Below are 22,681 nucleotides of genomic sequence, written 5' to 3' on the forward strand. Positions count from 1 at the left end.
AGGAAGGCCCCGACGTGGCATTGGTGGTCCAGAAGTACGGTGGCTCGTCGGTATCGGATGCCGCACGCATTCGTCGTGTCGCCGAGCGGATCGTGGAGACCAAACGGCAGGGAAACGACGTCGTCGTCGTTGCTTCGGCGATGGGCGATACCACCGATGAACTGCTGGATCTGGCCGAGCAGGTCAATCCGAATCCGCCGCAGCGTGAAATGGACATGCTGCTGACCTCCGGTGAGCGCATCTCCAATGCACTGTTGGCGATGGCGATCGAATCCCTCGGGGAGGAGGCGCAGAGCTTCACCGGCTCGCAGGCCGGTGTGATCACCACTTCCAGCCACGGCAAAGCCAAGATCATCGACGTGACCCCCGGCCGGGTCCGCAGCGCCCTCGACGACGGCAAGATCGTTCTGGTCGCCGGTTTCCAGGGTGTGGCCCAGGACACCAAGGACGTGACCACTCTGGGTCGCGGTGGTAGCGACACCACCGCGGTGGCGCTGGCCGCGGCCCTGGGTGCCGACGTCTGCGAGATCTACACCGATGTCGACGGTGTCTACACCGCCGATCCGCGGATCGTGCCCGACGCGCGCCACCTGGACCGGATCTCCTTCGAGGAGATGCTCGAGCTGGCCGCTTGCGGTGCCAAGATCCTGATGCTCCGGTGCGTGGAGTACGCGCGCCGCTACAACGTTCCCGTACATGTGCGCTCGTCGTACTCGACCAAGCCCGGCACCCTGGTGACCGGATCGATGGAGGACATCCCCGTGGAAGACGCGATTCTCACCGGTGTGGCACACGACCGCAGCGAAGCCCAGGTCACCGTTTTCGGGATCGACGACATGCCCGGCTACGCCGCCAAGGTGTTCCGGGCGATCGCCGACGCCGAGATCAACATCGACATGGTCCTGCAGAACATCTCCACGGTGGAGACCGGCAAGACCGATATCACCTTCACGCTGCCGCGCGAGCTGGGACAGGTCGCCATCGACGCACTGTCCAAGCTGCAGGACGAGATCGGCTTCTCCGAGATCGCCCTGGACGAGAACATCGGGAAGGTGTCCCTGGTCGGCGCGGGCATGAAGAGCCACCCGGGCGTCACGGCGACCTTCTGCGAGACGCTCGCCGACGCCGGGGTCAACATCGAACTCATCTCCACCTCGGAGATCCGGATCTCGGTGCTGTGCCGCGAGGAGCAGCTCGACGACGCGGTGCGCGCACTGCACAAGGCCTTTGATCTGGGTAGTGACGAAGAAGCCGTGGTCTACGGCGGAACGGGGCGATAGCCATGGTCAGTATCGGAGTCGTCGGCGCCACCGGTCAGGTCGGCGGCGTCATGCGCAAGCTCCTGGAGGAACGGAACTTCCCGGCCGACCAGGTGCGGTTCTTCGCGTCCCCGCGCTCGGCGGGCAAAACCCTGCCGTGGGGCGACGGCGAGATCGTGATCGAGGATGCGACCACGGCCGATCCGTCGGGCCTGGACATCGCCCTGTTCTCTGCGGGCGGGTCCATGTCTAAGGTGCAGGCGCCGCGATTCGCCGCGGCCGGTGCCACCGTGATCGACAACTCGTCGGCCTGGCGCAACGATCCGGACGTGCCCCTGGTGGTGGCCGAGGTCAACGGTGAGCTGGCCAAGAACCCGAGCAAGGGGATCATCGCCAACCCGAACTGCACCACGATGGCCGCGATGCCGGTCCTCAAGCCGCTCCACGACGCCAAGGGACTGCGCCGGCTGGTGATCTCCAGCTATCAGGCGGTCTCCGGCAGCGGCCTGGCCGGTGTGGAGGAGCTGCTCACGCAGGTCCGCAAGGGTGTCGACGGTGCCGAAGGCCTGGTGTACGACGGCGAGGCCGTGGACCTGGGTGAGCCGGTCAAGTATGTCGCGCCGATTGCGTTCAACGTGGTGGCGCAGGCCGGTGACCTGGTCGACGACGGCTCCGGGGAGACCGACGAGGACCAGAAGCTGCGCTTCGAGTCCCGCAAGATCCTGGGTGTGCCCGACCTGCTGGTCAGCGGCACCTGCGTGCGCGTACCGGTGCTGACCGGGCATTCGCTGTCGATCAACGCCGAATTCGACGAGGCGATCACCCCCGAGGAGGCCCGGGCGATTCTGGCCGAGGCTGCCGGGGTGCGGGTCACCGACGTGCCGACCCCGCTGGATGCCGCGGGCGGCGACGTCTCGCTGGTCGGGCGGATCCGGCAGGACGAGGGCGCCCCGGCCGGGCGCGGGCTGGCGCTGTTCGTCTCGGGCGACAACCTGCGCAAGGGCGCGGCGCTGAACACGATCCAGATCGCCGAACTGCTGGTCTGAGCCAGACCCGAACCGCTCACGACGCCCCCGCCGACCGCGGGGGCGTCGTGGCATCCGGGGGCGGTACCGGCGCCGGTGACCTGCCTTACTGAGCGGTAAGAAAGTGGTTTACCATGCTCTGCATGAAATCAGTTCGGGGATTCGTATCTAAGTCCATCACCACACTCGTGGCCGCCACGGTGGTCGGCGCCGGTCTGACCTCGGTCGCGCCGGCGCAGGCCGCCCGTGACTTCTACCGCCCGCCGTCGTCGTATTCGGCGACCCCGGGCGCGGTGATCCGCACCGAGGCGGCACCGCTGCTGCTGCAGATCCCGGGGGTGCCCAACCAGTGGCCGGGTAACGCCAAGAAGATGATGTACACCTCGACCCTGCAGTCGGGTAAAGCCACCGCGGTCACCGGCTACGTGGTGGAGCCGACCGCACCCTGGCGCGGCAAGGGCCCGCGCCCGACCGTCGTGATCGGTCCGGGAACCGTCGGCCAGGGCGACCAGTGCGCCGGCAGCAAGATGCTCTCGTTTCCGATGGCCATCGATCCGTTCAAGCCCTCCCTCGGCGTCAACTACGCCGGTCTGGAGATGAACCTGCTGCTGCTCAACGGTGTCCGCGTGGCCGTGACCGACTACGTCGGCATGGGTACCCCGGGGATCCACACCTACGTCAACCGCGTGGAATCCGGCCGGGCCATGCTGGACGCAGCCCGGGCCGCACTGGCGGTGAGCAAGGCGCCCAAGAACGCTCCGGTCGCCTTCTCCGGGTACTCGCAGGGCGGCGGCGCCGCAGCGTCGGCCGCCGAGCTCGCCCAGACCTACGCGCCCGAGGTCAACGTCAAGGCCACCTACGCCGGCGCCCCGCCGGCCGACCTGAGCAAGGTGATCGACCAGATCGACGGCACCTTCATCGCCGGGGCCATCGGCTACGCCATCAACGGCCTGGCCGCCCGGTACCCCGAGCTCACCCCGGTGCTGAAGAAGGAGACCAACGCCCACGGCAAGCAGGTCCTCAACCAGGTCTCCACCCAGTGCATCGGTGACACCGGCCTGTCCACCGGCTTCCAGCGCACCGGGCAGTGGACCCGCGACGGCAAGCCGCTGTCGGCGGTAGTCAAGCGCAACCCGCAGGTCAAGGACATGATCGACGATCAGCGCATCGGCCGGCTCAAGCCGAACGCGCCGGTGCTGCTGTCGACCGGCGTCCACGACGATGTGATCCCGACCGGCCAGGTGAACCAGCTGTACCGCGACTGGCGGGCCCAGGGCGCCAACGTCCAGATGATGACCAGCTACGTACCGCCGATCTTCCCGGGCCTGGTGGTCAACCACGCGCTGCCGATGCTGGAGTTCCTGCTCCCGGCGACCGGGTTCCTGCTGACTGAGCTGAACCGCTGATCGGGCTGAACCGCTGATCGGGCTGAACCGCTGACGCCGGCGCGGCGGTGCGACACCGGGCCGCGGTGACCCTCACCTTCGGGGTGAGCGTCGCCGCGGCCCTCGTCGTTCCCGGCCGACGGGTTCGCGGCGCAGCCGGGCCGGCGACAACACGACCGCATAGAATCGCGCCATGACTCTTCCGGGTGCTTGGCGTGACCCCGACGACCCCGATCGGATCCCGACGCAGGCGGAACTGGATGCCGAGGATCTGGCCGAACTGGCGCGGACCTCGCAGGATCGGGCGTTGACCGAGCGCTATCCGCGACGCCCGGACGATCCCGGGCCCGCACCGGTGGCACTCACCCGGGACGCCATGTGGATGTGGTATCTGTCGGCCGCCACCGCCCTGGTCTGTCTGATCTACGGGCTGGCGACCCTGGGCAGTGAGATCGATCGGCTGACGGCCCGCCTGGAACCGCAGATGGCCGATGTCCAGACCATCGATGCCCAGGCCACGGCCGCCTCGATCGCCGGATTCTGGCCGCCGGCCCTGTTGATCGGCTGGTTGCTGGCGATGGCGGTGACCTATCCACTGCTGACGGGCATCGCCCGCCACCACAGCCGGAATCTGCGCAGCGTCTACGCGGCGGTCTGCGTGGTGGTGGCACTGTTCGTGCCGCTCATCGCCGATCTGCTCTTCGCCTACGACGAGGTCCCGGCGGTCATTCGCGTGCTGGCGTGGGTCAGCTTCGGGGCGTTGCTGGCCTCGGTCGTGATGACCTTCCGCGGCGGCATCGGCCGCTGGCTGCCCGAGTCGATGCGGGTCAAACCCTCGCGGGTCTGGCGCCAGTAGGCGCTGCAGAACCGGGCCGAACGCGAGTACGTTGGCAAGTGAACGGTTCTGTTCGATACCCGAAGCGAAAGAGGATGAGCCCGATGACTGTGAATCCCGTGTACCGAGTGTGGTCGGAGTCGACCGGCGGTGGCCGCGACGGTGAGGTGGTCTCCGAGACCGGCCGTGTCGATATGGAGTTGCGTCCGCCGGTGGAGATGGGCGGCAGCGGCGAGGGCAGCAACCCGGAAGAACTGTTCTCGGCCGGCTACGCGGCCTGCTTCAACGGCGCCCTGCAGCTGATGTTCAAGAATGCTGGACTACCGGTACCCGAGGGCACCACCGTGAAGGTGACCGTTGGGATCGGTGAAGACGACGCCGACGGCGGTTTCGGTCTGGTCGCCGACATCCATGCGACGCTGCCCGGGCTGGATCCGGCCAAGGCGCAGGAACTGACCGAGCAGGCGCATGCCTTCTGCCCGTACTCGAAGGCCACCCGCGGCAACATCGTGCACACGGTGACTTCGAGCGTGTGACCGCGTGGGCTCCCCGTCCGAGCACTGCGGGCGGGTAGCGTGAGCGCTCGTGGACAACTGGGGCATTCTCGCCGGACTCGGACTGCTCGCCGCCGCGGTGGCGACCATCGCCTACGTGCGCTACCGACAGCGAGAATCGGCGGCGATGATGCGCCAGGTCGACCTGGCGCGCGGACTGCGTGACCTGGCCGGCGCCGACCCGGTGCGATTGGCCTGCGTCGACGAGTTCGAGACCGGTCTGTACCAGCGCCTGTTCTACGTATCGGCGGTCGGTCCGCGGATGCGCAGCGCCGCCTGGGCACTGCTGGTGACGCTGCTCGCCGCGGCTGCCGCGCTGATCTTCGACGCCGCTGACGGGGTGGCCGCCGATGTCTTCTGGGGGGTGTCCCTGCTGGTGGCCGCGCTGTTCGGCATCGCCACCATCGTCTACCTGGCGCTGGCCGGCTTCGCTGCGGCCACCACTCCGCGGGTGTCGTTCACTGACTCGTATCAGGCGACATCCGACGACGCCGAGGACTGACCGCAGACCGGAAGGTGAATTCGATGGGGATCAGCGCGCGGGAACTGGCTGCGGTACCGGGTAAGCGGGGCCGGCGTGATCCGGTCGCGATCCTGGCGGCGCAAGACGTCGCCCGGCTGGCGGATCTGGTGCCGGTGCGCCACGAGCGCATGTCGGCCACCCCTTTCACCTTCTATCGCGGTGCCGCGGCGGTGATGGCCGCCGACCTGGCGTCCACACCGAACAGCGGGATCATCACCCAGCTGTGCGGGGATGCGCACCTGTCGAACTTCGGGCTGTTCCTGTCCCCGGAGCGGCAAATGGTGTTCGACCTCAACGACTTCGACGAGACGCACCCCGGGCCCTTCGAATGGGACGTCAAACGCCTGGCGGCGAGCATGGTGGTCGCCGCGCAGGGGAACGGCGCCGACAATGAGTCGGCGCGACGGATGGCTCGGCGGGCCGCCCGTGCCTACCGGCGCACCATGATCACTTCGGCGGCCAAGAGCGCTCTGGAGTGCTGGTACGACCACATCGACACCGACGAGGTCCTGGCCGAGGTGGGCGGTCGCCTGGACACCGCCGCCTCCGAGCGCATCCGTAAGCTGCTCGAGAAGTCGCGGCACCGCAACAGCGACCAGGCCCTGTCCAAACTGTGCGTGATCGACCGGACCGGCGTGCACATCAAGAGCGATCCGCCCCTGCTGATTCCGGGGACCCAGGTCTTCCCCAACGCCGGTCCCGAGGAGTTGCAGGCGCAGTTCCAGAAGCGGTTCGCGGCGTACCGCAAGACGCTCAGTCCGTACTTGCGCACACTCATCGACCAGTACGAGCTGATCGAGGTGGCCCGCAAGGTGGTCGGTGTCGGCAGTGTGGGCACCCGCTGCTGGATCGCGCTGTTCGCCGGCCGGGACAATATGGACCCGCTGTTCCTGCAGATGAAAGAGGCCGTCGAATCGGTGCTGGCACCCTATGTGGACAGTCCCGAATGGGCCAACCAGGGTCATCGTGTCGTCCACGGCCAGCAGTTGATGCAGGCATCCAGCGATGTCCTGCTGGGCTGGATGCGCGCCCCGGCCTTCACCAGCGATATGGACGGTACCGCGCTGACATTGGCCGGCAAGACCGACTTCTACATCCGGCAGCTCCGCGACGGTAAGGGATCGGCGGTGATCGAGGGCATGCCCGATGATCAGCTGGCCCGGTACGGTGAGCTGTGCGGCAAGGTGCTGGCCCAGGCGCATGCGCGTACCGATGCGCGGGTGCCGATCGCCGACTGCGTCGACCGGCTGGGGAAGAAGTTCGATCGGGCGATCGCCGACTGGTCGCTGGACTACGCCCGGATCAACCTGAAGGATCACGCGCGGCTCGTCGGGGCGATCGCCGCCGGCAGTCTCAGTTCCGCGCCGCTGGAGAGCTGATGCCGGCGCCGTACACGGCCCCGAGGGCGGCTACTGCTTCTCAACCACAGCGTCGGGCGTAGCGGGCTTCGAATCGACGGTCTTGTCGCCTCGACCAAAGCGCGCTGTCAATCGGCACCGTACTTTTCCTGATATGAGTGCCCATGCTGTAGGGAACCATTAGCTTGGGCCCAACAGCCGACTGTTCCGGTCGGTACACCTGACGCACCTCGTAGTGGACGGTGCGGGACGGGAGGCACCGAGATGGCATTACCGCCGCAACCGCTCGTCGCGGGGTATCACGCTCGCTATGACGGTCACGCCCTGTACGTCGAGGCGCCGGACGGGTCGACTTCGATGCACGAGATCTCACCCGGTCGGCCCGTTTCCTGGAAGCACCGCGGCGTACGGTACACGCTGAGCATCGAACAGCAATTCGTCGACGAGCAGCTGAGGGAGCGCTACCGGCAACACCCGGGGATGACCGGTGCTTCACCGTACGGCGCCGAGTTCCGGCTGACTGTCACCCCATCGCTTCTTGCCCCATGGGGATACTTCCGAGCGAGGTCTCGGCAGATCTACCTCCAAGGCTGAGCGCTACCGGTCGGCTGAGGCGGCGGTGAACTTCAGGGCGTGCCCGACGATGATCGTCGTGCCCAGCCACGCACGGTCCCGGTTCCCGCATGGTGGAACAGGCCTCCGAAACTCTGAACCGCGAGCGCTCCGGTGCGCTCCCGTCGGCCCAGAGCGACTCGAGGCCCGACAGACGAGGAGGCCCCCGGTCTGTGTTTCCACAGCCCGAGGGCCTCTACTGCTTCTCAACCAAAGCGTCGGGGTAGCGGGATTCGAACCCACGACCTCTTCGTCCCGAACGAAGCGCGCTACCAAGCTGCGCCATACCCCGTGTTACAACCTCATAGAGGATATCCGACAACCCCTCTAGACGTGAAATCGGCTGGCCACAGCGATTTCGCAGGCGAGCCGGCGAGGCTTACCCCAGGGTGTTCGCCAGCTGGGGGAGAGACTGATCGACAAAGGTGTCGTCCCGGCCGCCGCGGCCGGTCGCCGTGAGCGTCAGCAGGGTCGCCTCCGGCCGGCAGCTGAAGCGGGCCGGCGCATAGGGCGAGGTCCCCAGCCCGGCGCTCACATGCAGCTTCATCGTCGAACCCCAGTTGGAGACGCCCTTGACCCGCGAGCGATCCAGGTGGCAGTTGGTCACCAGTGCGCCGTAGCCGGGCAGGCACAGCTGTCCGCCGTGCGTGTGCCCGGCCAGGACCAGGTCGTAGCCGTCGGCGGCGAACTGATCGAGGACCCGGGGTTCGGGTGAGTGCGTCAGTCCCAGCCGCAACTGGGCCAGTGGATTGGGCCGGCCGGCGATGGTCTCATAGCGGTCGCGGCCGATATGCGGATCGTCGACCCCGGCAGCGGCCACCCGGACTCCGGCCACCTCGAGCTCGCGGATCGTGTGGGTGGTGTCGAGCCAGCCGCGTTCGGTGAAGGCCGCACGCAGATCCTGCCAGGGCAGCGGGCGTCCGTGGCTGCGCTTGTGGTCCTTCTTGAAGTACTTGAACGGATTCTTCGCGGTCGGGCCGAAGTAGTCGTTGGAACCGAAGACGAACAGCCCCGGCCGCGCCAGCAGGCCACCCAGGGCCTGCACCACCGCCGGCACCGCCGCCGGATGCGCCAGATTATCGCCGGTGTTGACTACCAGATCCGGTTCGAGGCGATCGAGCTCGGCGATCCATGCCTGCTTCAGGGTCTGGCGCGGCATCATGTGGATGTCACTCAGATGCAGCACTCGCAGCGTCGGGGAGCCGGGTTCGAGAACCGGAACGGTCACCTCGCGCAGCGCGAAGGCGTTGCGTTCGATGACGGTCGCATACGCCAGTCCGGCTGCCGCTGCCCCGGCCGCGCCGGCAGCGACCCGAGCGGTGGTGGAGCCCAGCAGATCGGTAGGGGTACGACGCGGCAGACCGGGGGAGACCATAGCGACCAGACTACGCTGGTCAGCCCTCGGGAACCTCGATCACCACGGGCCCCACACCCGGAACGGTCACCGTCTTGGTGGCGACTCCGCCGCTGCCGCTGCCGCTCCTGCTGCTCTTGCCGTTACTGACATAGACGGCGATCACGGTGCCGGGCATGGCGCTGTCCGACGGTGCGGTGAACACCACCGTGCCCTTGGGCTTTCCGCTGTCGACCTCGAGCTCGTTGACCTTGAATCCGGACTCCTGCAGCCGGGCGACGGCCTGGCTGACCGGCAGGCCGGCCACATCGGGGATGCGGCCGCGGCTGCTGCCCCGGACGAACTGGGGGTCGTTCGGCGGCATCCGCACCGGCCCGAACTTCTCGGCGATCGGCAGCATCGCGCGGAACCACGTCTGGGCCGGTTCCATACCGCCGTATACGTCGCCGTCGTAGCACTGCCGCAGCGGCGAGGTGCAGATCCCGGACGGACGGGGGCCGTCGTTGTAGATGTAGGCGGCCGCCGCCAGCTGGTTGGTGAAGCCGAGGAACGCGGCCGACCGGTGCGCTTCGGTGGTACCGGTCTTCCCCGACATGGGCAGGGACCATCCGGCCGAGTTGGCCGCGGCCGCGGCGGTGCCGGCGCCCCGATCGTCGTGGCTCAGCGCGTTGGACAGGGTGTTGGCCAGTCCGCGTTCGATGACCTGCTCGCACTTGGGTGGGTTGAACGGAACATTGACCATCACCGGCGCACCTTCCGGCGTCACCACGGGATTGCCGTAGGGGTCGCGCTTGGGCTGCTGGATCGAGACGATCGGGCTCGGCGGGCACCACACGCCGCCGGAGGCGATCGTGGCGCCGACATTGGACAGTTCCAGCGCGTTCACCGGGAACGGACCGAGGGTGAACGAGCCGTAGTTCCCCTTCTTGATGTAGTCGGCCAGGCTCTGCTCGCCGAAGCCGGAGGAGCCGGGGGCCGCGTACGAGCGCAGGCCCAGCCGCACCGCCATGTCGACGGCCGGCTTGACTCCGGTCTGCTGCAGCATCTGGATGAAGGTGGTGTTCGGGGACTGCGCCAGCGCCTGCGGGAACGGCAGCGCCGGAGGGTACGGGCCGGCGTTCTTGACGCAGTAGGCGTTCACCGGGCACCCGAAGGCGCCGTTGCTGTTGCCCATCCCGTAGACGGCGACCGACGGCGGCACGTTCAGCACCGCACTGGTGCCCATCCCCTTCTCCATCGCCGCGGCGGCGGTGAAGACTTTGAAGACCGAACCGGCGCCGTCGCCGACCAGGGCGAACGGTTGCGGCTGCACCGTCTGGCCACGTTGCTGGTCCAGCCCGTATTCGCGGCTGGAGACCATCGCCAGCACGTCGTGCGATTCGGTTCCCGGGCGTACCACGCTCATCACATTGGCCAGGCCGTCGACGGTCGGGGAGGCCTGTGCGCGGGCCGAGCGCTGGGCGTTGGCCTGCACCTCCGGATCCAGGGTGGTGCGGATCGTGTAGCCGCCGCGGTTGACCGTCGAACGGGTCAGGCCGTTCTCGGCCAGGTACTGCAGAACGTAGTCGCAGAAGAAGCCGTTGTTCCCGGCCGAGATGCAGCCTTGCGCCGGCGTGCGTCGCTGCGGCAGGACGCCCAGCGGGGATTCCTTGGCGGCCACCAGCTCGGCCCGCAGCTGCGGGAAGTTCTCCAGCATGGTGTCGAGCACCGTATTGCGGCGGGCCAGCGCGCCGGAGGGATTGGTGTACGGGTTCAGCGCCTCGCTGGACTGCACCATGCCCGCCAGCATCGCCGATTCGGACAGGTTCAGTTCTTTGGCGGGCTTGCCGAAGTAGGTCTGTGCGGCCGCCTCGATGCCGTAGGCGTTGTTGCCGAACGGGACCATGTTCAGGTATCGGGTGATGACCTGCTTCTTGACGTCCTGCTTGGCCGCGGCCTCGTCGACGCCCTTCTCGCGCATCACCTGTTCGGTCAACGTCTTCTCCAGCACCATGGCCATGCGTGCTTCGCGCAGCTTGCGGGCCGGCGTCGACTCGGTCGCGGCCTCGCGTTCGGCCTCGGTGCGGGCCAGGACCAGCAGTTGATAGTTCTTGATGTACTGCTGATCCAGTGTTGAGGCGCCCTGCTGCACTTCACCGGAGGACTGGTTCTTCAGGGCGGCGCGCAGGGTGCCGCGCCAGTCGACGCCGTCGTGCTCGAGGAACCGGCGGTCCTCGATGGAGATGATGGCGCGGATCATGTCCTGGGAGATGTCGTTGTAGCCGACGACGGTGCGGTACTGGTCGTACAGCAGAGCGATCGGGGCGCCGTTGACATCGGTCACCGTGGTCACCTCGGGAACCGTGCCGTTGAGCAGCTCCGAGGAGGTGTTGGCCATCGTCGCGGCGGCCCGGTTCGACAGCATCGCGGCGCCGCTGACGAAGGGGAACATCAGTCCGGCGACCAGAATGCCGGCCAGCGTCAATGCCAGCGCCAGGCCGGGAAGTCTCGAGGTGTTCCGCACGTGGCCCAGGATACGTGGCGAACCTGACACCCGGGCTCAGCACGCACCGGCGATGTGTGGTGTGGATTCTTGTGGAGTGCTCTTGTTTAGTGTGGAAAGCGGGGCTGCGGGGTCTTGGCCGAACCGTGACTTGCAATCCGCGGTCGAGTCTCAATAGATTGAACACAGTGAGTTACACAACAAGAACAACTCAAGTGTGACTCATATCGCAATCAAGGATCTGATGCGCGAGCCCGAACCCCGGGAACGTGTCGACGGTTTGTTGAAAGGCGGACTACCGCAATGACTTTGGCCCCTCTGTCCAACGGAGATTCCGAAGCACGTCTGGCCTGGGTGGCGCAAGCCCGGTGTCGTGAAGGGAACCCCGACGACCTGTTCGTCCGGGGTGCTGCCCAACGCAAGGCCGCGACCATCTGCCGGCACTGTCCTGTCCAGCTCGAATGTGGCGCCGACGCCCTGGATAACCGGGTCGAGTTCGGCGTGTGGGGTGGAATGACCGAGCGGCAGCGCCGCGCCCTGCTGCGCCAGCATCCCGAGGTGACCTCGTGGGCGGCGTTCTTCGAGGCTCAGCGCAGCCGTCAGCGACTGGCCGCGGTTTCGGCCCAGCGCAGCAGCTGACCGTCGGGGAGTCGGGCGCGGTAGGGGCCGCGTTGCGGTCCGCGCCGCCGGTGCCCTAGCGTCGGCGGTATGACCGAATCGCCGCAGCCCGACGACCAGAGCGGCTCGGGCCGCACCTCCGGGGGGAGCGCGGCAGCGGAGCTTCCGCAGTCGCTGCGCACCGCCATCCGGCTGATGTACGTCGGGGCGGTTCTTCAGGTGGCGGTGGGGGTCACCTTCTTCCTGTTTGTCAGCCGGTTGCGTGATGACCCGCGCGTGCGGGAGACCTACACCGACTACGTCGCCGAGCACGGCGGTGATGCGCAACAGCTGATCGACGAGTCCGTGACCAGTTGGCGCATCGGCGTGGCGGCGGTCACCGTCGTCCTGACCGCACTCTGGCTGCTGCTGGCCTGGGCGTGCCGGCAGGGCAAGCGCTGGGGACGGCCCACCTCCACCGGACTGGGGATCCTGGCGATCATCGGCTCGGTCTACACCCTGCTGGGCGGGATCGAGCCGGTCGCCATCGCCACCCTGGTGCTGGCGGCGGCCATCCTCTATCTGCTGTACCGGCCCGACAGCACCGCCTACTTCAACGTCGTCGCCGCGCGCTGAACCGGCGCCCGTTCAACCGGCGCCCGGTCAGCCGGGGCCGTCCGAACCCGTCAGTCCGGGGTGACGATCTGCTCGGCGACCGCGCGCAGCGCCTGCGCGTCGGAGACCTCGAACGGCAGAGCCTGCACGTTGACCAGCGGCACACTCGGGTTGGCCGAGGTGAACCGCTGCAGCATGTGCTGTTCGCGCTGAGACTTGATCGCCCGGTCCACGTGCAGGGCCAGAACGCCGCGGGTCAGCTCGTCGTCGGCCTGTTCGGCCGCGGCCTGGGCCACCGGGGTGGAGATGCTGGTCAGGTTCGGATGGGTCCGGTTGACGATGAGGCCCGACAGCGGCATCGAGTCCTGAGCCAGCCGGTTGACGAAGAAGCTCGCCTCCCGCAGCGCATCGGCCTCCGGGGCGGCGACCACGACGAAGTTGGTGCCGGGACGTTTGAGCAGCGCATAGGTGCGGTCGGCGCGCTCCTGGAAACCGCCGAACATCGAGTCCAGGGACTGCACGAAGACGGCGACGTCGCGCAGGATGTCGGCGCCGATGATGGTCGCGATGCCGCGCATCGCCAGGCTCATCGCACCGGTGACCACACGGCCGACACCGCGCCCGCCGCCGATGAGCATCTTCATCAGCCGGCCGGACAGGAACGAGCCCAGCCGCTGCGGCGCGTCCAGGAAGTCCAGGGCGTTGCGCGACGGCGGCGTGTCCACCACGATCAGGTCCCAGCGGTTCTCCTCCAGCAGGCGGCCCAGCTTCTCCATCGCCATGTACTCCTGGGTGCCGGAGAACGACGAGGCGACCGTCTGATAAAAGGCGTTGTTCAAGATCGCCTCGGCGCGCTCGGGCGTGGAGTGCTCGATCACCATGTCGTCGAAGGTGCGGCGCATGTCCAGCATCATCGCGTCCAGCGTGCCCTCGCCGGAGCCCTCGATCGGCACCGGCTGCGGTTCGTTGGTCAGCTCGCTCATCCCCAGCGACTGCGCCAGGCGGCGGGCCGGGTCGATGGTCAGCACCGCGACGGTGCGTCCGTGTTCGGCCGCGTACAGGGCCATGGCGGCGGCCGTCGTCGTCTTGCCCACACCGCCGGAACCGGTGCAGATCACCACGCGGTTCGCCGGGTCGAGCAGGACCTCGCCCATCTTCAAGTCGGTCATCAGACTCCCGCTTCCCTCATGACACCGGCGAGTTGGTAGATGGCGCCCAGGTCGACGTGCTCGTCGAGTTCGGGCAGGTCGATCTTGGGTGCATCGACCTCGTCGAGTTCGGACTGGGCCACCTGCTGGGCCTGCATCCGGATCGCGTAGTCGGTGGCCTCGGCCACCAGGCCCGCCAGATCCTCGTCCGACACGGTCAGGCCGGCCCGCTGCAGACCGGCGCGCAGCACCTCGGCGTCGACGGCGCCCTCGGCGAAATCGTCCAGATCGGCGTCGGGCAGATACCCCGGACTGACCCGGTTGACGAAGACCGCGCCGATGTTCAGGTCCTTGGCTGTCAGTTCCTCGACGGCTTCGACGGTCTCCTGGATCGGCATGGCCTCCAGCAGCGTGCACAGGTGCACCGCGGTCTGCGGCGAGTGCAGCAGCTGCACCACACCCTCACTCTGGTTGCGGATCGGGCCGGTCTTGGCCAGATCGCGCATCGCCGAGGTGACGTCCAGGAAGTTGCCGATCCGGCCGGTCGGGGGCGAGTCGACGACGATCACGTCGTAGAGCAGCTCGCCCTTCTTATCGGTGGCGATCACCCGCTCCTTGATCTTGCCGGTGATCACCACATCGCGCAGGCCCGGAGCGACGGTGGTGACGAAGTCGATGGCGCCGACCTTCTTGATGGCCTTCCCCGCGAAACCCAGGTTGTAGAACATGTCCAGGTATTCCAGCAGGGCGTGCTCGATGTCGATGGCCAGCGCCCACACTCCGCCGCCATCCTCGGCGGCGGCGACCGGGTGGTCGGTGGGCGGCAGCGGCGGAACGTCGAACAGCTGGGCGATGCCCTGCCGGCCCTCCACCTCCACCAGCAGAACCTTCTTGCCTTCGGAGGCGAAGGCAACCGCAAGGGCGGCGGCGACCGTCGTCTTACCGGTGCCGCCCTTACCCGATACGAAATGCAGGCGGGCGTCGCGCGCTTGCGCCGGCCACGTATCTCCCTGCACGATCAACCGCTCAGTCGTCACGACGATCACCTTAACGGCAGCCCCGGCGGCTGCGGTCGCGAACCACCCTGCCGGTGTCGCCGCCGAAGGGCTAGGGTTGGCGTATGAGCGAACTGAAGACCTGGGAATACGCGACCATTCCGCTGCTGACGCACGCGACCAAAGACATTCTGGACACGTGGGGTTCGGACGGCTGGGAGCTGGTCAGCGTGCTGCCGGGCCCGACCGGCGAGCAGCATGTGGCCTACCTCAAGCGCCCCACGAACTGATCATGGCGCCAGCGCAGAACCCGCCCTCCCCGAGTGCGCGGCTGGCCGAACTGGGCCTCACGCTGCCGACCGTGGTGAACCCGATCGGCAGATACACCCCCGCCCTGCGGGTCGGTGACCTGGTCTACACCTCGGGCCAGCTGCCGATGGCCGACGGCCGGCTGACCGCCATCGGCAAGGTCGCCGAGGGCGCTGCGGGAGTGGTGTCGCCGGAAGAAGCCACCGCTGCCGCGCGCCAGTGCGCGCTCAACGCGCTGGCCGCGATCGACGCGGTGGTCGGCCTGGACTCGGTGGTGCAGGTGGTCAAGGTGGTCGGGTTCGTGGCCTCGGCGCCCGGATTCTCCGCCCAGCCCGCCGTGGTCAACGGCGCCTCCGACCTGCTCGGTGAGATCTTCGGGGAGGCCGGGGTGCATGCCCGCTCGGCCGTGGGCGTGGCCGAACTGCCGCTGGGGGCGGCCGTGGAACTGGAACTGATCGTGCAAGTCGAAGGCGCACAGCGGTGACGACGGAGTCTCCCGCCCACCCGGCCTACGGCACGGTCCGTCAGGTGACCCCGTTCGCCTCGGTGCTGCTGCGGGACAACCCCGGCCTGATGGAACTGGACGGCACCAACACCTGGATCCTGCGGGCGCCGGACAGCGACACCGCAGTGATCGTGGACCCGGGCCCGCCCAAGTCGGGGCGGCATGTGCGCGCCATCGCCGACGCGGCCGGCGAGGTGGAACTGACGCTGATCACCCACCGTCACTACGACCACACCGGCGCCATCAAGAAGATGCGCAAACGCACCGGGGCGATCCACCGCGCGTATTCGCCGCAGTTCAGTCACGGCGCCCCGCGGCTGACCGATCGGGAGGTGATCGATGCCGCCGGACTGCGCATCACCGCCCTGCACACCCCCGGGCACACCGCCGATTCGATGAGTTTCCTGGTGCAGTGGCAGGATCAGCGCGCGGTCATCACCGGTGACACCATCCTGGGCCGGGGCACCACCGTGCTCGATCCCCTCGACGGCGGCCTGGGCGACTACTTCCACTCGCTGAACCGGCTGATCGTCGAGGCCGACGATGCCACCCTGCTGCCCGGCCACGGGCCCGATCACCCGCAACTGGGCCCGGTGGCCCGCTTCTACAAGGCGCATCGGGAAGAGCGTCTCGATCAGATCCGGCAGGCCCTGGACGATCTGCGGGTGTCCCCGCAGCGTGCCAAGCCGATGAAGGTGGTCCGCAAGGTGTACGCCGACGTCGACCGCTCCCTGTGGCCGGCGGCCAAGATGAGCGTCAAGACCCAGCTGGAGTATCTGCGCACTCTGTGAGCGTCGGGTGCCCGCCCGCGATGCGGGCCCGGGCATCGTCGTCAACCACAGATGTCGTCAACCACAATGCCGAGCCGTCCCCGTCGGGGGAGGCTCGGCATTGCGGTAGCTGCGTGAATAGCGCCGGATCAGCGGGCCCGGCGGGCCAGGCGCTCGGAGTCGGCGATCAGGACGCTCTTGCCTTCCAGGCGGAGCCAGCCGCGCTGGGCGAAGTCTGCCAGCGCCTTGTTCACCGTCTCGCGGGAGGCGCCGACCAGCTGGGCGATCTCCTCCTGGGTGAGGTCGTGCGTCACGCGCAGGGCCCCGCCCTCTTGGGTGCCGAAACGCTGCGCCAGCTGCAGCAGCTGCTTGGCCACGCGGCCGGGCACATCGGTGAAGATCAGGTCGGCCAGGTTGTTGTTGGTGCGTCGCAGCCGGCGGGCCAGCACCCGCAGCAGCTGCTCGGCGATCTCCGGGCGGTCCTTGATCCACTTCTTGAGTGCGTCGCGGTCCATGGTGGCCGCCCGCACCTCGGTGACGGTGGTGGCCGAGGAGGTGCGCGGACCCGGGTCGAAGATCGACAGCTCGCCGAACATGTCCGACGGTCCCATGATCGTCAGCAGGTTCTCGCGCCCGTCAGGGGCGCGCCGGCCCAGCTTCACCTTGCCGGACAGGATGATGTAGAGGCGGTCGCCGGGTTCCCCTTCGTGGAAGATGACGTGCCCGCGAGGGAACTCGACTTCCGTCAGCTCCGATGCGAGTGCCGCAACGGCGGCAGGCTCGACCCCCTGGAAAATACCTGCCCGGGCTAGAATCTCGTCCACTAGGAACCTTTCTCGTTCTTGTCGTGGCCCGCGATGTGCACACGCCAGTGATCCACGCTACTCGATGGATGAGTGTAATTGCTGCGACACTCGCGCGCGGGCAGGACGGGGCGGAAAGGGTCAATCTTCTTCGTCGTCGGATTCTTGTTTGCGGCGACGACGGAGTTGATCGAGGGCGGCGGGCAGACCGCTGCGGGCCAGATTCGACACGTCGGTGTCGTCGGCGCTCTCCAGGAATTCGTCCACCTGGGCGCGGCCGACCGACAGCCGGTCCAGGTTCACCTGCACGCGCTCCATGGCGAGCACGAACAGCATGAGAAGGAACGGGAAGATGAGCACGACCAGACCCTGCATGACCTCCACACAAACACAGCCGATGAGCAGGGAGGAAACCGGGACCGACGTCGTCACCGAGTTGTTATCTGCGCACCGGTAACCTGGGTCGGTGTGAGCACGCGGACGGGCAGGCCCCGGGAACAGACTCGGCTGGGACTGGTTCGTCGTGCCCGCCGGATGTACCGCGACCTGACCCGCGAGTTCCCCCACGTCTACTGCGAACTGGATTTCACCACCCCGCTGGAGTTGTCGGTGGCCACGATCCTGTCGGCCCAGTGCACCGACGCCCGGGTCAACCAGGTCACCCCGGCCCTGTTCGCGCGGTACCCGGATGCGTGGGCCTATGCCGGCGCCGACCGGACCGAACTGGAAGAACTGATCCGCTCGACCGGCTTCTACCGCAACAAAGCCGATTCGCTGATCCGGCTCGGGCAGGCCCTGGTGCAGACGCACGACGGCCAGGTTCCCGGCACCCTCGAGGAACTGGTGAAGCTGCCCGGTTTCGGGCGCAAGACCGCGAATGTGGTGCTGGGCAACGCCTTCGACGTTCCCGGACTGACCGTCGACACCCACTTCCTGCGGCTGGTCGGCCGCTGGCAGTGGACCGATCAGACCGATCCGGTCAAGGTGGAACGCGCCATCGGGGAGCTGTTCCCGCGACGGGACTACACCGACCTGTCGCACCGCATCATCTTCCACGGACGACGGATCTGCCACGCCCGCAAACCCGCGTGCGGCGTATGCATCCTGGCCAAGGACTGCCCGGCCTACGGCACCGGTCCAACGGACACATTCGCGGCCGCTGCCCTGGTGAGGGGCCCGGAGACCGACCACCTGCTGGCATTGGCGGGGGTCGGCGAATCGGGAGACGAGGAATGAAGCATCTGAAGACGCCGGCGGCCAAGGCGATGATCGCCTTCGTCGTGGTCACGCTGGGGCTGATCGTGGCGTTGTGGCCGCGCGGCGGAGACACCGTGCCCGCCGGCGGATTGGAGACCGCCGGCGGCGGGATCACCGATGAGGCGATCTCGCCGGAGATGCTCGCGCAGGCCCGCGCCGAAGCGGCCCTGCCGCCCTGTCCGCAGAGCAGCGCGCCGGTCCCTGCCGGGGCCGCGCTCAACGGGGTGTCCGCCTACTGCCTGACCGACGGTAAGCCCATCGATCTGGGGCAGGCCACCGCCGGGCAGCCGGTGGTGATCAACATGTGGGCGGTGTGGTGCCTGCCCTGCCGCAAGGAACTGCCGGTCTTCGCCGAGCTGTACCGGCGCGCCGGGGACCGGCTCGACGTGCTGGCGGTACACGCCCGCGACGGCGCCAACAAACCGTATGCGCTGCTGCAGTTCCTCGACGAGGTGGACGTGCGCATCCCGACCGTCGCCGATGTGGACGGCACGGTCGCCAAGGCGTTGCGTGCGCCGCGGGTGTTCCCGTCGACGATCCTGGTGCGCGCGGACGGAACCGTCGCCTCGATCTCGCCGCGGGTCTTCGACTCTTACGACGAACTGGCCGAACTGATCACCGAGGAACTGGGCATCGATCTGACCGGCGGCGGCTCATGAAACGGCAGCAGACTCCGGTGGGGCCGCTGGTGGACCGCGCGCAGATCCCGCCCTGGCTGCGGCCGGTGACCGACGATCCGGCGGCGGTCAACGAGTCGGTGCTGCGGCGCGGCAGCGACCGGGCCCGGTGGGCCTCGGCCTTCCGGGCACAGCGGGCGGCCGCGGTGCTGGTGCTGTTCGGCGGGGACTTCGATGCGGCGGCCGACCATCCGGGCGGGCTGCCGGCCGACGCCGATGTGCTGCTGACCGAACGCTCGCCGACGATGCGGACCCACAGCGGACAGATCGCTTTTCCCGGCGGCAGCCGCGATCCCGGCGACGACTATCCGGTCGGTACCGCGATGCGGGAGGCTCGCGAGGAGACGGGGCTGCGCGCCGACGGGGTGCACGTATTGGCGAATCTGCCGACCTTCCCGGTGCCCTCGGGCTTCGAGGTGACCCCGGTCCTGGGGCACTGGGTCACGCCCAGCGAGGTGGGGGTGGTCAACGCCGAGACCTCGCGGGTCTCGCGGGTGAACCTGCGCGAACTGCTGGATCCGGCCAACCGGTTCCAGGTGAGCCGGTCGATCATGGGCGCCACCGCCTACAAGGGGCCGGCCTTCCTGTACGACGGCATGCTGATCTGGGGATTCACCGGTGGGTTGCTGGCGGCGATCAGCGAATCGGCCGGCTGGGACGTGCCCTGGGACACCGACGACGTCCGGCCGCTGGAGACGATGATCGCGGCCACCGGTAACCGTCAGGTCTCGGGGTTCCCGCTGAACCCGAGTGAGGAGCCCCGCGGGTGAGCGGGTCCATCTGGATCGATCTGGGGGTGCTGGCGATCGCCGCGCTGGCCGCGTTCAGCGGCTACCGCCAGGGGGCGGCGGCCTCGGCGATGGCCTTCGCCGGCGTCCTGATCGGGGTGGTCGCCGGGATCCTGCTGGTGCCCTATGCGGTCGACAGGATCGACGATCCGCGGGCACGGCTGCTGGTGGCCGTACTGCTGCTGATCGCCCTGGTGATCGTCGGTGAGATCGCCGGGATGGTGATCGGCCGGGCCGCGCGCAGCGGCCTGCATTCGCTGCGGCTGCGCCGGGTGGACAGTGTGATCGGGGCGGGTCTGCAATTCGTGGCGATCCTGGTCGCGGCCTGGCTGGTGGCGGTGCCGATCCGCGGATCGACGTCGACCAGCGATTTCGCGACCGCGGTGCGCGGCTCCCAGGTGGTCGATGCGGTCGACTCGGTGGCGCCGCAGTGGTTGCGGGATCTGCCCGGGGACTTCACCGCCCTGCTCGACAGCTCCGGCCTCAAACAGGTGATCAGCCCGTTCGGCGAGGCCGAGGTGGCCAATGTGGATCCGCCCGATGAGCGCCTGGATTCGGCGGCGGTGGCGGCGGTGCGGCCCAGCGTCCTCAAGATCCTGGGTGTGGCCCACGGCTGCGGACAGGCCCTGGAGGGCTCGGGGTTCGTCATCAGCCCCGAACGGGTGATGACCAATGCGCACGTGGTCGCCGGAACCGACGAGGTCGCGGTCCGGACCGTCGACGGCACCGATTATGCGGCCACGGTGGTCTGGTACAACCCGCGCAACGACGTCGCGGTGCTCGATGTGCCCGGATTGCGGGCCTCGGCGCTGCAGTTCGACGACACCGCCGGGCGCACCGGCGACGATGCGATCATTCTGGGATACCCGGAGAACGGCCCGTTCACGGTCACCCCGGTGCGGCTGCGCAACACCATCAACCTGGTAGGCCCGGACATCTATCAGAGCGATCAGACGGTGCGGCGGCAGGTGTACACCGTGCGCGGCACGGTGCGTTCGGGCAACTCCGGCGGACCGATGATCACTCCGGACGGCCGGGTGCTGGGGGTGGTGTTCGGCGCCTCGGAGGGACCCGACGACGACACCGGCTTCGTGCTGACCGCACAGCAGGTGCGCGCCGATCTGGACGGATCGGCCGCCCGCACGCGTGCGGTGAGCACCGCCGGCTGCCTGGTCCGCTGAGCCACGGGTCGTCGGCGCGCGTCAGTCGGCGAGCGACCGCAGCAGGGCCCGGTTGACCTGCTCGGGGGCTTCCTCGTGCACGAAGTGTCCGGCGTCGGCGATCACCTGATAGTCGAAGTCCGAGGCCCAGTGGCTGCTGGCCGACATCACCGAGTCGAGGATGTAGTCGTCTTCGCGGCCGCGCAGCGCCAGTACCGGGATGTGCAGGCGCTTGTTCATCAGGTCCATGAAGCGGCGGCCGTCGTTGCGGAACTGGGAGCGGAACGCCCAGCGCCGGTATTCCAGGCTGCAGTGCGCGACGCCGGGGATGGTGACCGCATGCCGGTTGCGGTCCACCGCCTCGGTGAAATCGGCGGTCTGCTTCCAGGCGTTCCCGGCGCGTTCGCGCATGTACTCCTCGAGCCAGGCGCCGCCGCCGCGGGTGAGCCGCTTCTCCCCGATGCGGGGCAGCTGATTGTGCAGGAACGGTGCCAGGAACGCGGTGCGCTCGGCCGAGTTGGTGAACATCGACTGGCGCAGGGCCCGCGGATGCGGGGAACTCAGTACCGCGATGGAGGTGACCGAGCGCGGATGCAGGGTGGCGGTGGCCCAGCAGACCAGTCCGCCGTCGGCGTGACCGACCAGGGCGGCCTCGCTGTGCCCGAGGGCCCGGATCAGCGCGTGGGTGTCACCGGCCAGGGTCCAGCCGTCGTAGCCGCGGGGCGGCTTGTCGGAGTCGCCGTAGCCGCGCAGATCCACCGCCACCGCGCGGTAGCCCGCCTCGGTGAGGGGCCCGAGCTGGTGTCGCCAGCTCCACCAGAACTCCCCGAATCCGTGCAGCAGCAGCACCAGCGGTCGGTCGGCCAGTCCCGCTGCGGTGACCTCCACGGCATGAAAACGCAGCCCGTTCGCGCGGACGTCGAAGTGATGCCACGGACCGTCGAACCGGATCTGGGTGGCATCGGGCGCACCGGACAGGGTGGCCAGCGGTCAGCTCCGGGTCCGGCGCGCCGGCGGGATCTGCGGGTGGGCCGGGATCTGCGGGTGGGCGTAGCCGCCGGCGCCGGGCTGCGCGGGGCCGCCCGGGGTCAGCGCAGCCTTGGTCTCCTTGACCGACTCGATGGTCTTCTCCGGGGCCCGCAGCTTACGGAACAGTTTGTAGCCGACCAGGATTCCAGCCAGCGCGGTGAACAGCAGGATGCCGAAGACGATCAGGAATGCGGCCCAGGTGGGCAGCCACAGATCGAGCAGGAAGCCCAGGAACACGAAGAAGAACAGGCTCGCGTACAGCAGTAGCACCGCCGAGACGATCATCAGGCCGCTGCCGGCGCCCGCCTTCTTGGCTTCGCCGATGATCTCGGTCTTGGCCAACTGCACTTCGGCACGCACGAGGGTGGATGCGCTGGCGGTGGCGTCCTTGACCAGATTACCGATGGTGGGCTGGCCGTCGCGGCCGAGGTTCGCATCGGACATCGGGATCGACGGCACCTGCGGAGCGTTCTTGGGCTCGCTGGGCCAGGTGTCCTGATTGCCGCTCACGAAAATTCTCCTTGGGTCGAGATACTCCGCCTATGGTGCCACGTCCGGTCCGGCGCGTCCCAGGGTGCGGGTCGATGCGTGCGGCCCGCCCGCCGATCGGCCCCGGCCGGAGCGGGTGCGCGCGCGGGTGC

Annotated in this window: 24 protein-coding genes and 1 tRNA gene; 16 read left to right on the forward strand and 9 right to left on the reverse strand. The window is 68.3% G+C overall.

Annotated elements, in window-relative coordinates; translation table 11 throughout:
- Positions 1-14: 14 nt before the first annotated feature.
- The 7 genes from GOHSU_RS11685 to GOHSU_RS11715 all read left to right on the forward strand — a co-directional run bounded on the left by GOHSU_RS11685 (position 15) and on the right by GOHSU_RS11715 (position 6,960).
- Positions 15-1,280 (forward strand): aspartate kinase, encoded by a 1,266-nt coding sequence (locus GOHSU_RS11685; RefSeq protein WP_005941775.1) that lies wholly within the window; start codon positions 15-17, stop codon positions 1,278-1,280.
- Between the two features lie 2 nt (positions 1,281-1,282).
- Positions 1,283-2,305 carry an aspartate-semialdehyde dehydrogenase gene (locus GOHSU_RS11690; protein WP_005941778.1) on the forward strand — a complete coding sequence of 341 codons (1,023 nt, stop codon included), beginning with the start codon at positions 1,283-1,285 and terminating at the stop codon, positions 2,303-2,305.
- A gap of 122 nt (positions 2,306-2,427) precedes the next feature.
- Positions 2,428-3,690: a lipase family protein gene (locus GOHSU_RS11695; RefSeq protein WP_024332580.1), complete on the forward strand. Its 1,263-nt coding sequence runs from the start codon at positions 2,428-2,430 to the stop codon at positions 3,688-3,690.
- A gap of 172 nt (positions 3,691-3,862) precedes the next feature.
- The gene (locus tag GOHSU_RS11700) at positions 3,863-4,525 is read left to right on the forward strand and encodes a hypothetical protein (protein WP_005941785.1); all 663 of its coding nucleotides are present in this window, start codon (positions 3,863-3,865) and stop codon (positions 4,523-4,525) included.
- Positions 4,526-4,608: 83 nt separating this feature from the next.
- Positions 4,609-5,040, forward strand: coding sequence for an organic hydroperoxide resistance protein (locus GOHSU_RS11705; protein ID WP_005941788.1), 432 nt, complete (start codon positions 4,609-4,611; stop codon positions 5,038-5,040).
- Between the two features lie 49 nt (positions 5,041-5,089).
- The gene (locus GOHSU_RS11710) at positions 5,090-5,560 is read left to right on the forward strand and encodes a hypothetical protein (RefSeq protein WP_005941791.1); all 471 of its coding nucleotides are present in this window, start codon (positions 5,090-5,092) and stop codon (positions 5,558-5,560) included.
- Positions 5,561-5,583: 23 nt separating this feature from the next.
- A complete protein-coding gene (locus GOHSU_RS11715) occupies positions 5,584-6,960 on the forward strand; it encodes a DUF2252 domain-containing protein (protein ID WP_005941794.1) in 1,377 nt (458 codons plus the stop codon).
- 809 nt (positions 6,961-7,769) lie between these two features.
- Here GOHSU_RS11715 and GOHSU_RS11725 read toward each other — a convergent pair.
- The 3 genes from GOHSU_RS11725 to GOHSU_RS11735 all read right to left on the reverse strand — a co-directional run bounded on the left by GOHSU_RS11725 (position 7,770) and on the right by GOHSU_RS11735 (position 11,408).
- A tRNA-Pro gene (locus GOHSU_RS11725) sits at positions 7,770-7,843 on the reverse strand.
- Positions 7,844-7,930: 87 nt separating this feature from the next.
- Positions 7,931-8,926: a metallophosphoesterase gene (locus GOHSU_RS11730; protein WP_005941800.1), complete on the reverse strand. Its 996-nt coding sequence runs from the start codon at positions 8,924-8,926 to the stop codon at positions 7,931-7,933.
- A gap of 19 nt (positions 8,927-8,945) precedes the next feature.
- Complete coding sequence (locus tag GOHSU_RS11735) at positions 8,946-11,408, reverse strand: penicillin-binding protein (RefSeq protein ID WP_024332581.1); 2,463 nt, start codon at positions 11,406-11,408, stop codon at positions 8,946-8,948.
- A 282-nt stretch (positions 11,409-11,690) separates the two neighbouring features.
- Here GOHSU_RS11735 and GOHSU_RS11740 point away from each other — a divergent pair, with 282 nt between their 5' ends.
- Complete coding sequence (locus tag GOHSU_RS11740) at positions 11,691-12,026, forward strand: WhiB family transcriptional regulator (protein WP_005941806.1); 336 nt, start codon at positions 11,691-11,693, stop codon at positions 12,024-12,026.
- Positions 12,027-12,095: 69 nt separating this feature from the next.
- Positions 12,096-12,620, forward strand: a complete 525-nt coding sequence (locus GOHSU_RS11745) for a hypothetical protein (protein WP_005941809.1) — start codon at positions 12,096-12,098, stop codon at positions 12,618-12,620.
- A 50-nt stretch (positions 12,621-12,670) separates the two neighbouring features.
- On the opposite strand, the gene bagB is transcribed toward GOHSU_RS11745, so the two are convergent.
- Positions 12,671-13,771, reverse strand: coding sequence for an ArsA family ATPase (gene bagB, locus GOHSU_RS11750; RefSeq protein WP_155821198.1), 1,101 nt, complete (start codon positions 13,769-13,771; stop codon positions 12,671-12,673).
- Positions 13,768-14,784, reverse strand: coding sequence for an ATPase BagA (bagA, locus tag GOHSU_RS11755; protein WP_005941814.1), 1,017 nt, complete (start codon positions 14,782-14,784; stop codon positions 13,768-13,770). The genes bagB and bagA overlap by 4 nt, the downstream gene beginning before the upstream one ends.
- Positions 14,785-14,867: 83 nt before the next feature.
- Between bagA and sp36 the strand changes: the two genes are divergently transcribed.
- From sp36 to GOHSU_RS11765, 3 genes are read left to right on the forward strand one after another with little or no spacing between them, the layout of a single operon-like run.
- On the forward strand, positions 14,868-15,032 hold the full coding sequence (sp36, locus tag GOHSU_RS17040; RefSeq protein ID WP_005941816.1) for a Sp36 family protein: 165 nt from the start codon (positions 14,868-14,870) through the stop codon (positions 15,030-15,032).
- A 2-nt stretch (positions 15,033-15,034) separates the two neighbouring features.
- On the forward strand, positions 15,035-15,535 hold the full coding sequence (locus GOHSU_RS11760; RefSeq protein ID WP_005941819.1) for a RidA family protein: 501 nt from the start codon (positions 15,035-15,037) through the stop codon (positions 15,533-15,535).
- The gene (locus tag GOHSU_RS11765) at positions 15,532-16,347 is read left to right on the forward strand and encodes an MBL fold metallo-hydrolase (RefSeq protein WP_005941822.1); all 816 of its coding nucleotides are present in this window, start codon (positions 15,532-15,534) and stop codon (positions 16,345-16,347) included. The genes GOHSU_RS11760 and GOHSU_RS11765 overlap by 4 nt, the downstream gene beginning before the upstream one ends.
- A 128-nt stretch (positions 16,348-16,475) precedes the next feature.
- Here GOHSU_RS11765 and glxR read toward each other — a convergent pair whose 3' ends face one another.
- Positions 16,476-17,150: a CRP-like cAMP-activated global transcriptional regulator GlxR gene (gene glxR, locus GOHSU_RS11770; RefSeq protein WP_005941825.1), complete on the reverse strand. Its 675-nt coding sequence runs from the start codon at positions 17,148-17,150 to the stop codon at positions 16,476-16,478.
- A 120-nt stretch (positions 17,151-17,270) separates the two neighbouring features.
- Entirely contained in the window at positions 17,271-17,561 is a 291-nt protein-coding gene (locus tag GOHSU_RS11775) for a hypothetical protein (protein WP_245551735.1), read from the reverse strand.
- 102 nt (positions 17,562-17,663) lie between these two features.
- On the opposite strand from GOHSU_RS11775, the gene nth reads away from it, so the two are divergent.
- The 4 genes from nth to GOHSU_RS11795 are packed head-to-tail and all read left to right on the forward strand — an operon-like array spanning position 17,664 to position 21,032.
- Complete coding sequence (nth, locus tag GOHSU_RS11780; protein ID WP_005941831.1) at positions 17,664-18,365, forward strand: endonuclease III; 702 nt, start codon at positions 17,664-17,666, stop codon at positions 18,363-18,365.
- Complete coding sequence (locus GOHSU_RS11785) at positions 18,362-19,045, forward strand: TlpA disulfide reductase family protein (RefSeq protein ID WP_005941834.1); 684 nt, start codon at positions 18,362-18,364, stop codon at positions 19,043-19,045. Before nth ends, GOHSU_RS11785 begins: the two co-directional genes overlap by 4 nt.
- A complete protein-coding gene (locus tag GOHSU_RS11790; RefSeq protein WP_029759807.1) occupies positions 19,042-19,833 on the forward strand; it encodes an NUDIX hydrolase in 792 nt (263 codons plus the stop codon). The genes GOHSU_RS11785 and GOHSU_RS11790 overlap by 4 nt, the downstream gene beginning before the upstream one ends.
- Positions 19,830-21,032, forward strand: coding sequence for a MarP family serine protease (locus tag GOHSU_RS11795; protein ID WP_005941840.1), 1,203 nt, complete (start codon positions 19,830-19,832; stop codon positions 21,030-21,032). The genes GOHSU_RS11790 and GOHSU_RS11795 overlap by 4 nt, the downstream gene beginning before the upstream one ends.
- A gap of 21 nt (positions 21,033-21,053) precedes the next feature.
- On the opposite strand, the gene GOHSU_RS11800 is transcribed toward GOHSU_RS11795, so the two are convergent.
- A complete protein-coding gene (locus GOHSU_RS11800; RefSeq protein ID WP_024332582.1) occupies positions 21,054-21,989 on the reverse strand; it encodes an alpha/beta fold hydrolase in 936 nt (311 codons plus the stop codon).
- A 12-nt stretch (positions 21,990-22,001) separates the two neighbouring features.
- Entirely contained in the window at positions 22,002-22,550 is a 549-nt protein-coding gene (locus GOHSU_RS11805) for a phage holin family protein (RefSeq protein ID WP_005941845.1), read from the reverse strand.
- Between the last annotated feature and the right edge of the window lie 131 nt (positions 22,551-22,681).

The sequence above is a fragment of the Gordonia hirsuta DSM 44140 = NBRC 16056 genome, assembly GCF_000333015.1.
Lineage (GTDB): Bacteria > Actinomycetota > Actinomycetes > Mycobacteriales > Mycobacteriaceae > Gordonia > Gordonia hirsuta.

Bases quoted from the DNA above. Each gene is read 5' to 3' on its own strand.
- GOHSU_RS11745 (WP_005941809.1), top strand. From the start codon at position 12,096: ATGACCGAATCGCCGCAGCCCGACGACCAGAGCGGCTCGGGCCGCACC.
- GOHSU_RS11700 (WP_005941785.1), top strand. From the start codon at position 3,863: ATGACTCTTCCGGGTGCTTGGCGTGACCCCGACGACCCCGATCGGATC.
- sp36 (WP_005941816.1), top strand. From the start codon at position 14,868: ATGAGCGAACTGAAGACCTGGGAATACGCGACCATTCCGCTGCTGACG.
- GOHSU_RS11760 (WP_005941819.1), top strand. From the start codon at position 15,035: ATGGCGCCAGCGCAGAACCCGCCCTCCCCGAGTGCGCGGCTGGCCGAA.
- GOHSU_RS11740 (WP_005941806.1), top strand. From the start codon at position 11,691: ATGACTTTGGCCCCTCTGTCCAACGGAGATTCCGAAGCACGTCTGGCC.
- nth (WP_005941831.1), top strand. From the start codon at position 17,664: ATGTACCGCGACCTGACCCGCGAGTTCCCCCACGTCTACTGCGAACTG.
- GOHSU_RS11690 (WP_005941778.1), top strand. From the start codon at position 1,283: ATGGTCAGTATCGGAGTCGTCGGCGCCACCGGTCAGGTCGGCGGCGTC.
- GOHSU_RS11715 (WP_005941794.1), top strand. From the start codon at position 5,584: ATGGGGATCAGCGCGCGGGAACTGGCTGCGGTACCGGGTAAGCGGGGC.
- GOHSU_RS11730 (WP_005941800.1), bottom strand. From the start codon at position 8,926: ATGGTCTCCCCCGGTCTGCCGCGTCGTACCCCTACCGATCTGCTGGGC.
- GOHSU_RS11695 (WP_024332580.1), top strand. From the start codon at position 2,428: ATGAAATCAGTTCGGGGATTCGTATCTAAGTCCATCACCACACTCGTG.
- GOHSU_RS11785 (WP_005941834.1), top strand. From the start codon at position 18,362: ATGAAGCATCTGAAGACGCCGGCGGCCAAGGCGATGATCGCCTTCGTC.
- GOHSU_RS11705 (WP_005941788.1), top strand. From the start codon at position 4,609: ATGACTGTGAATCCCGTGTACCGAGTGTGGTCGGAGTCGACCGGCGGT.
- GOHSU_RS11790 (WP_029759807.1), top strand. From the start codon at position 19,042: ATGAAACGGCAGCAGACTCCGGTGGGGCCGCTGGTGGACCGCGCGCAG.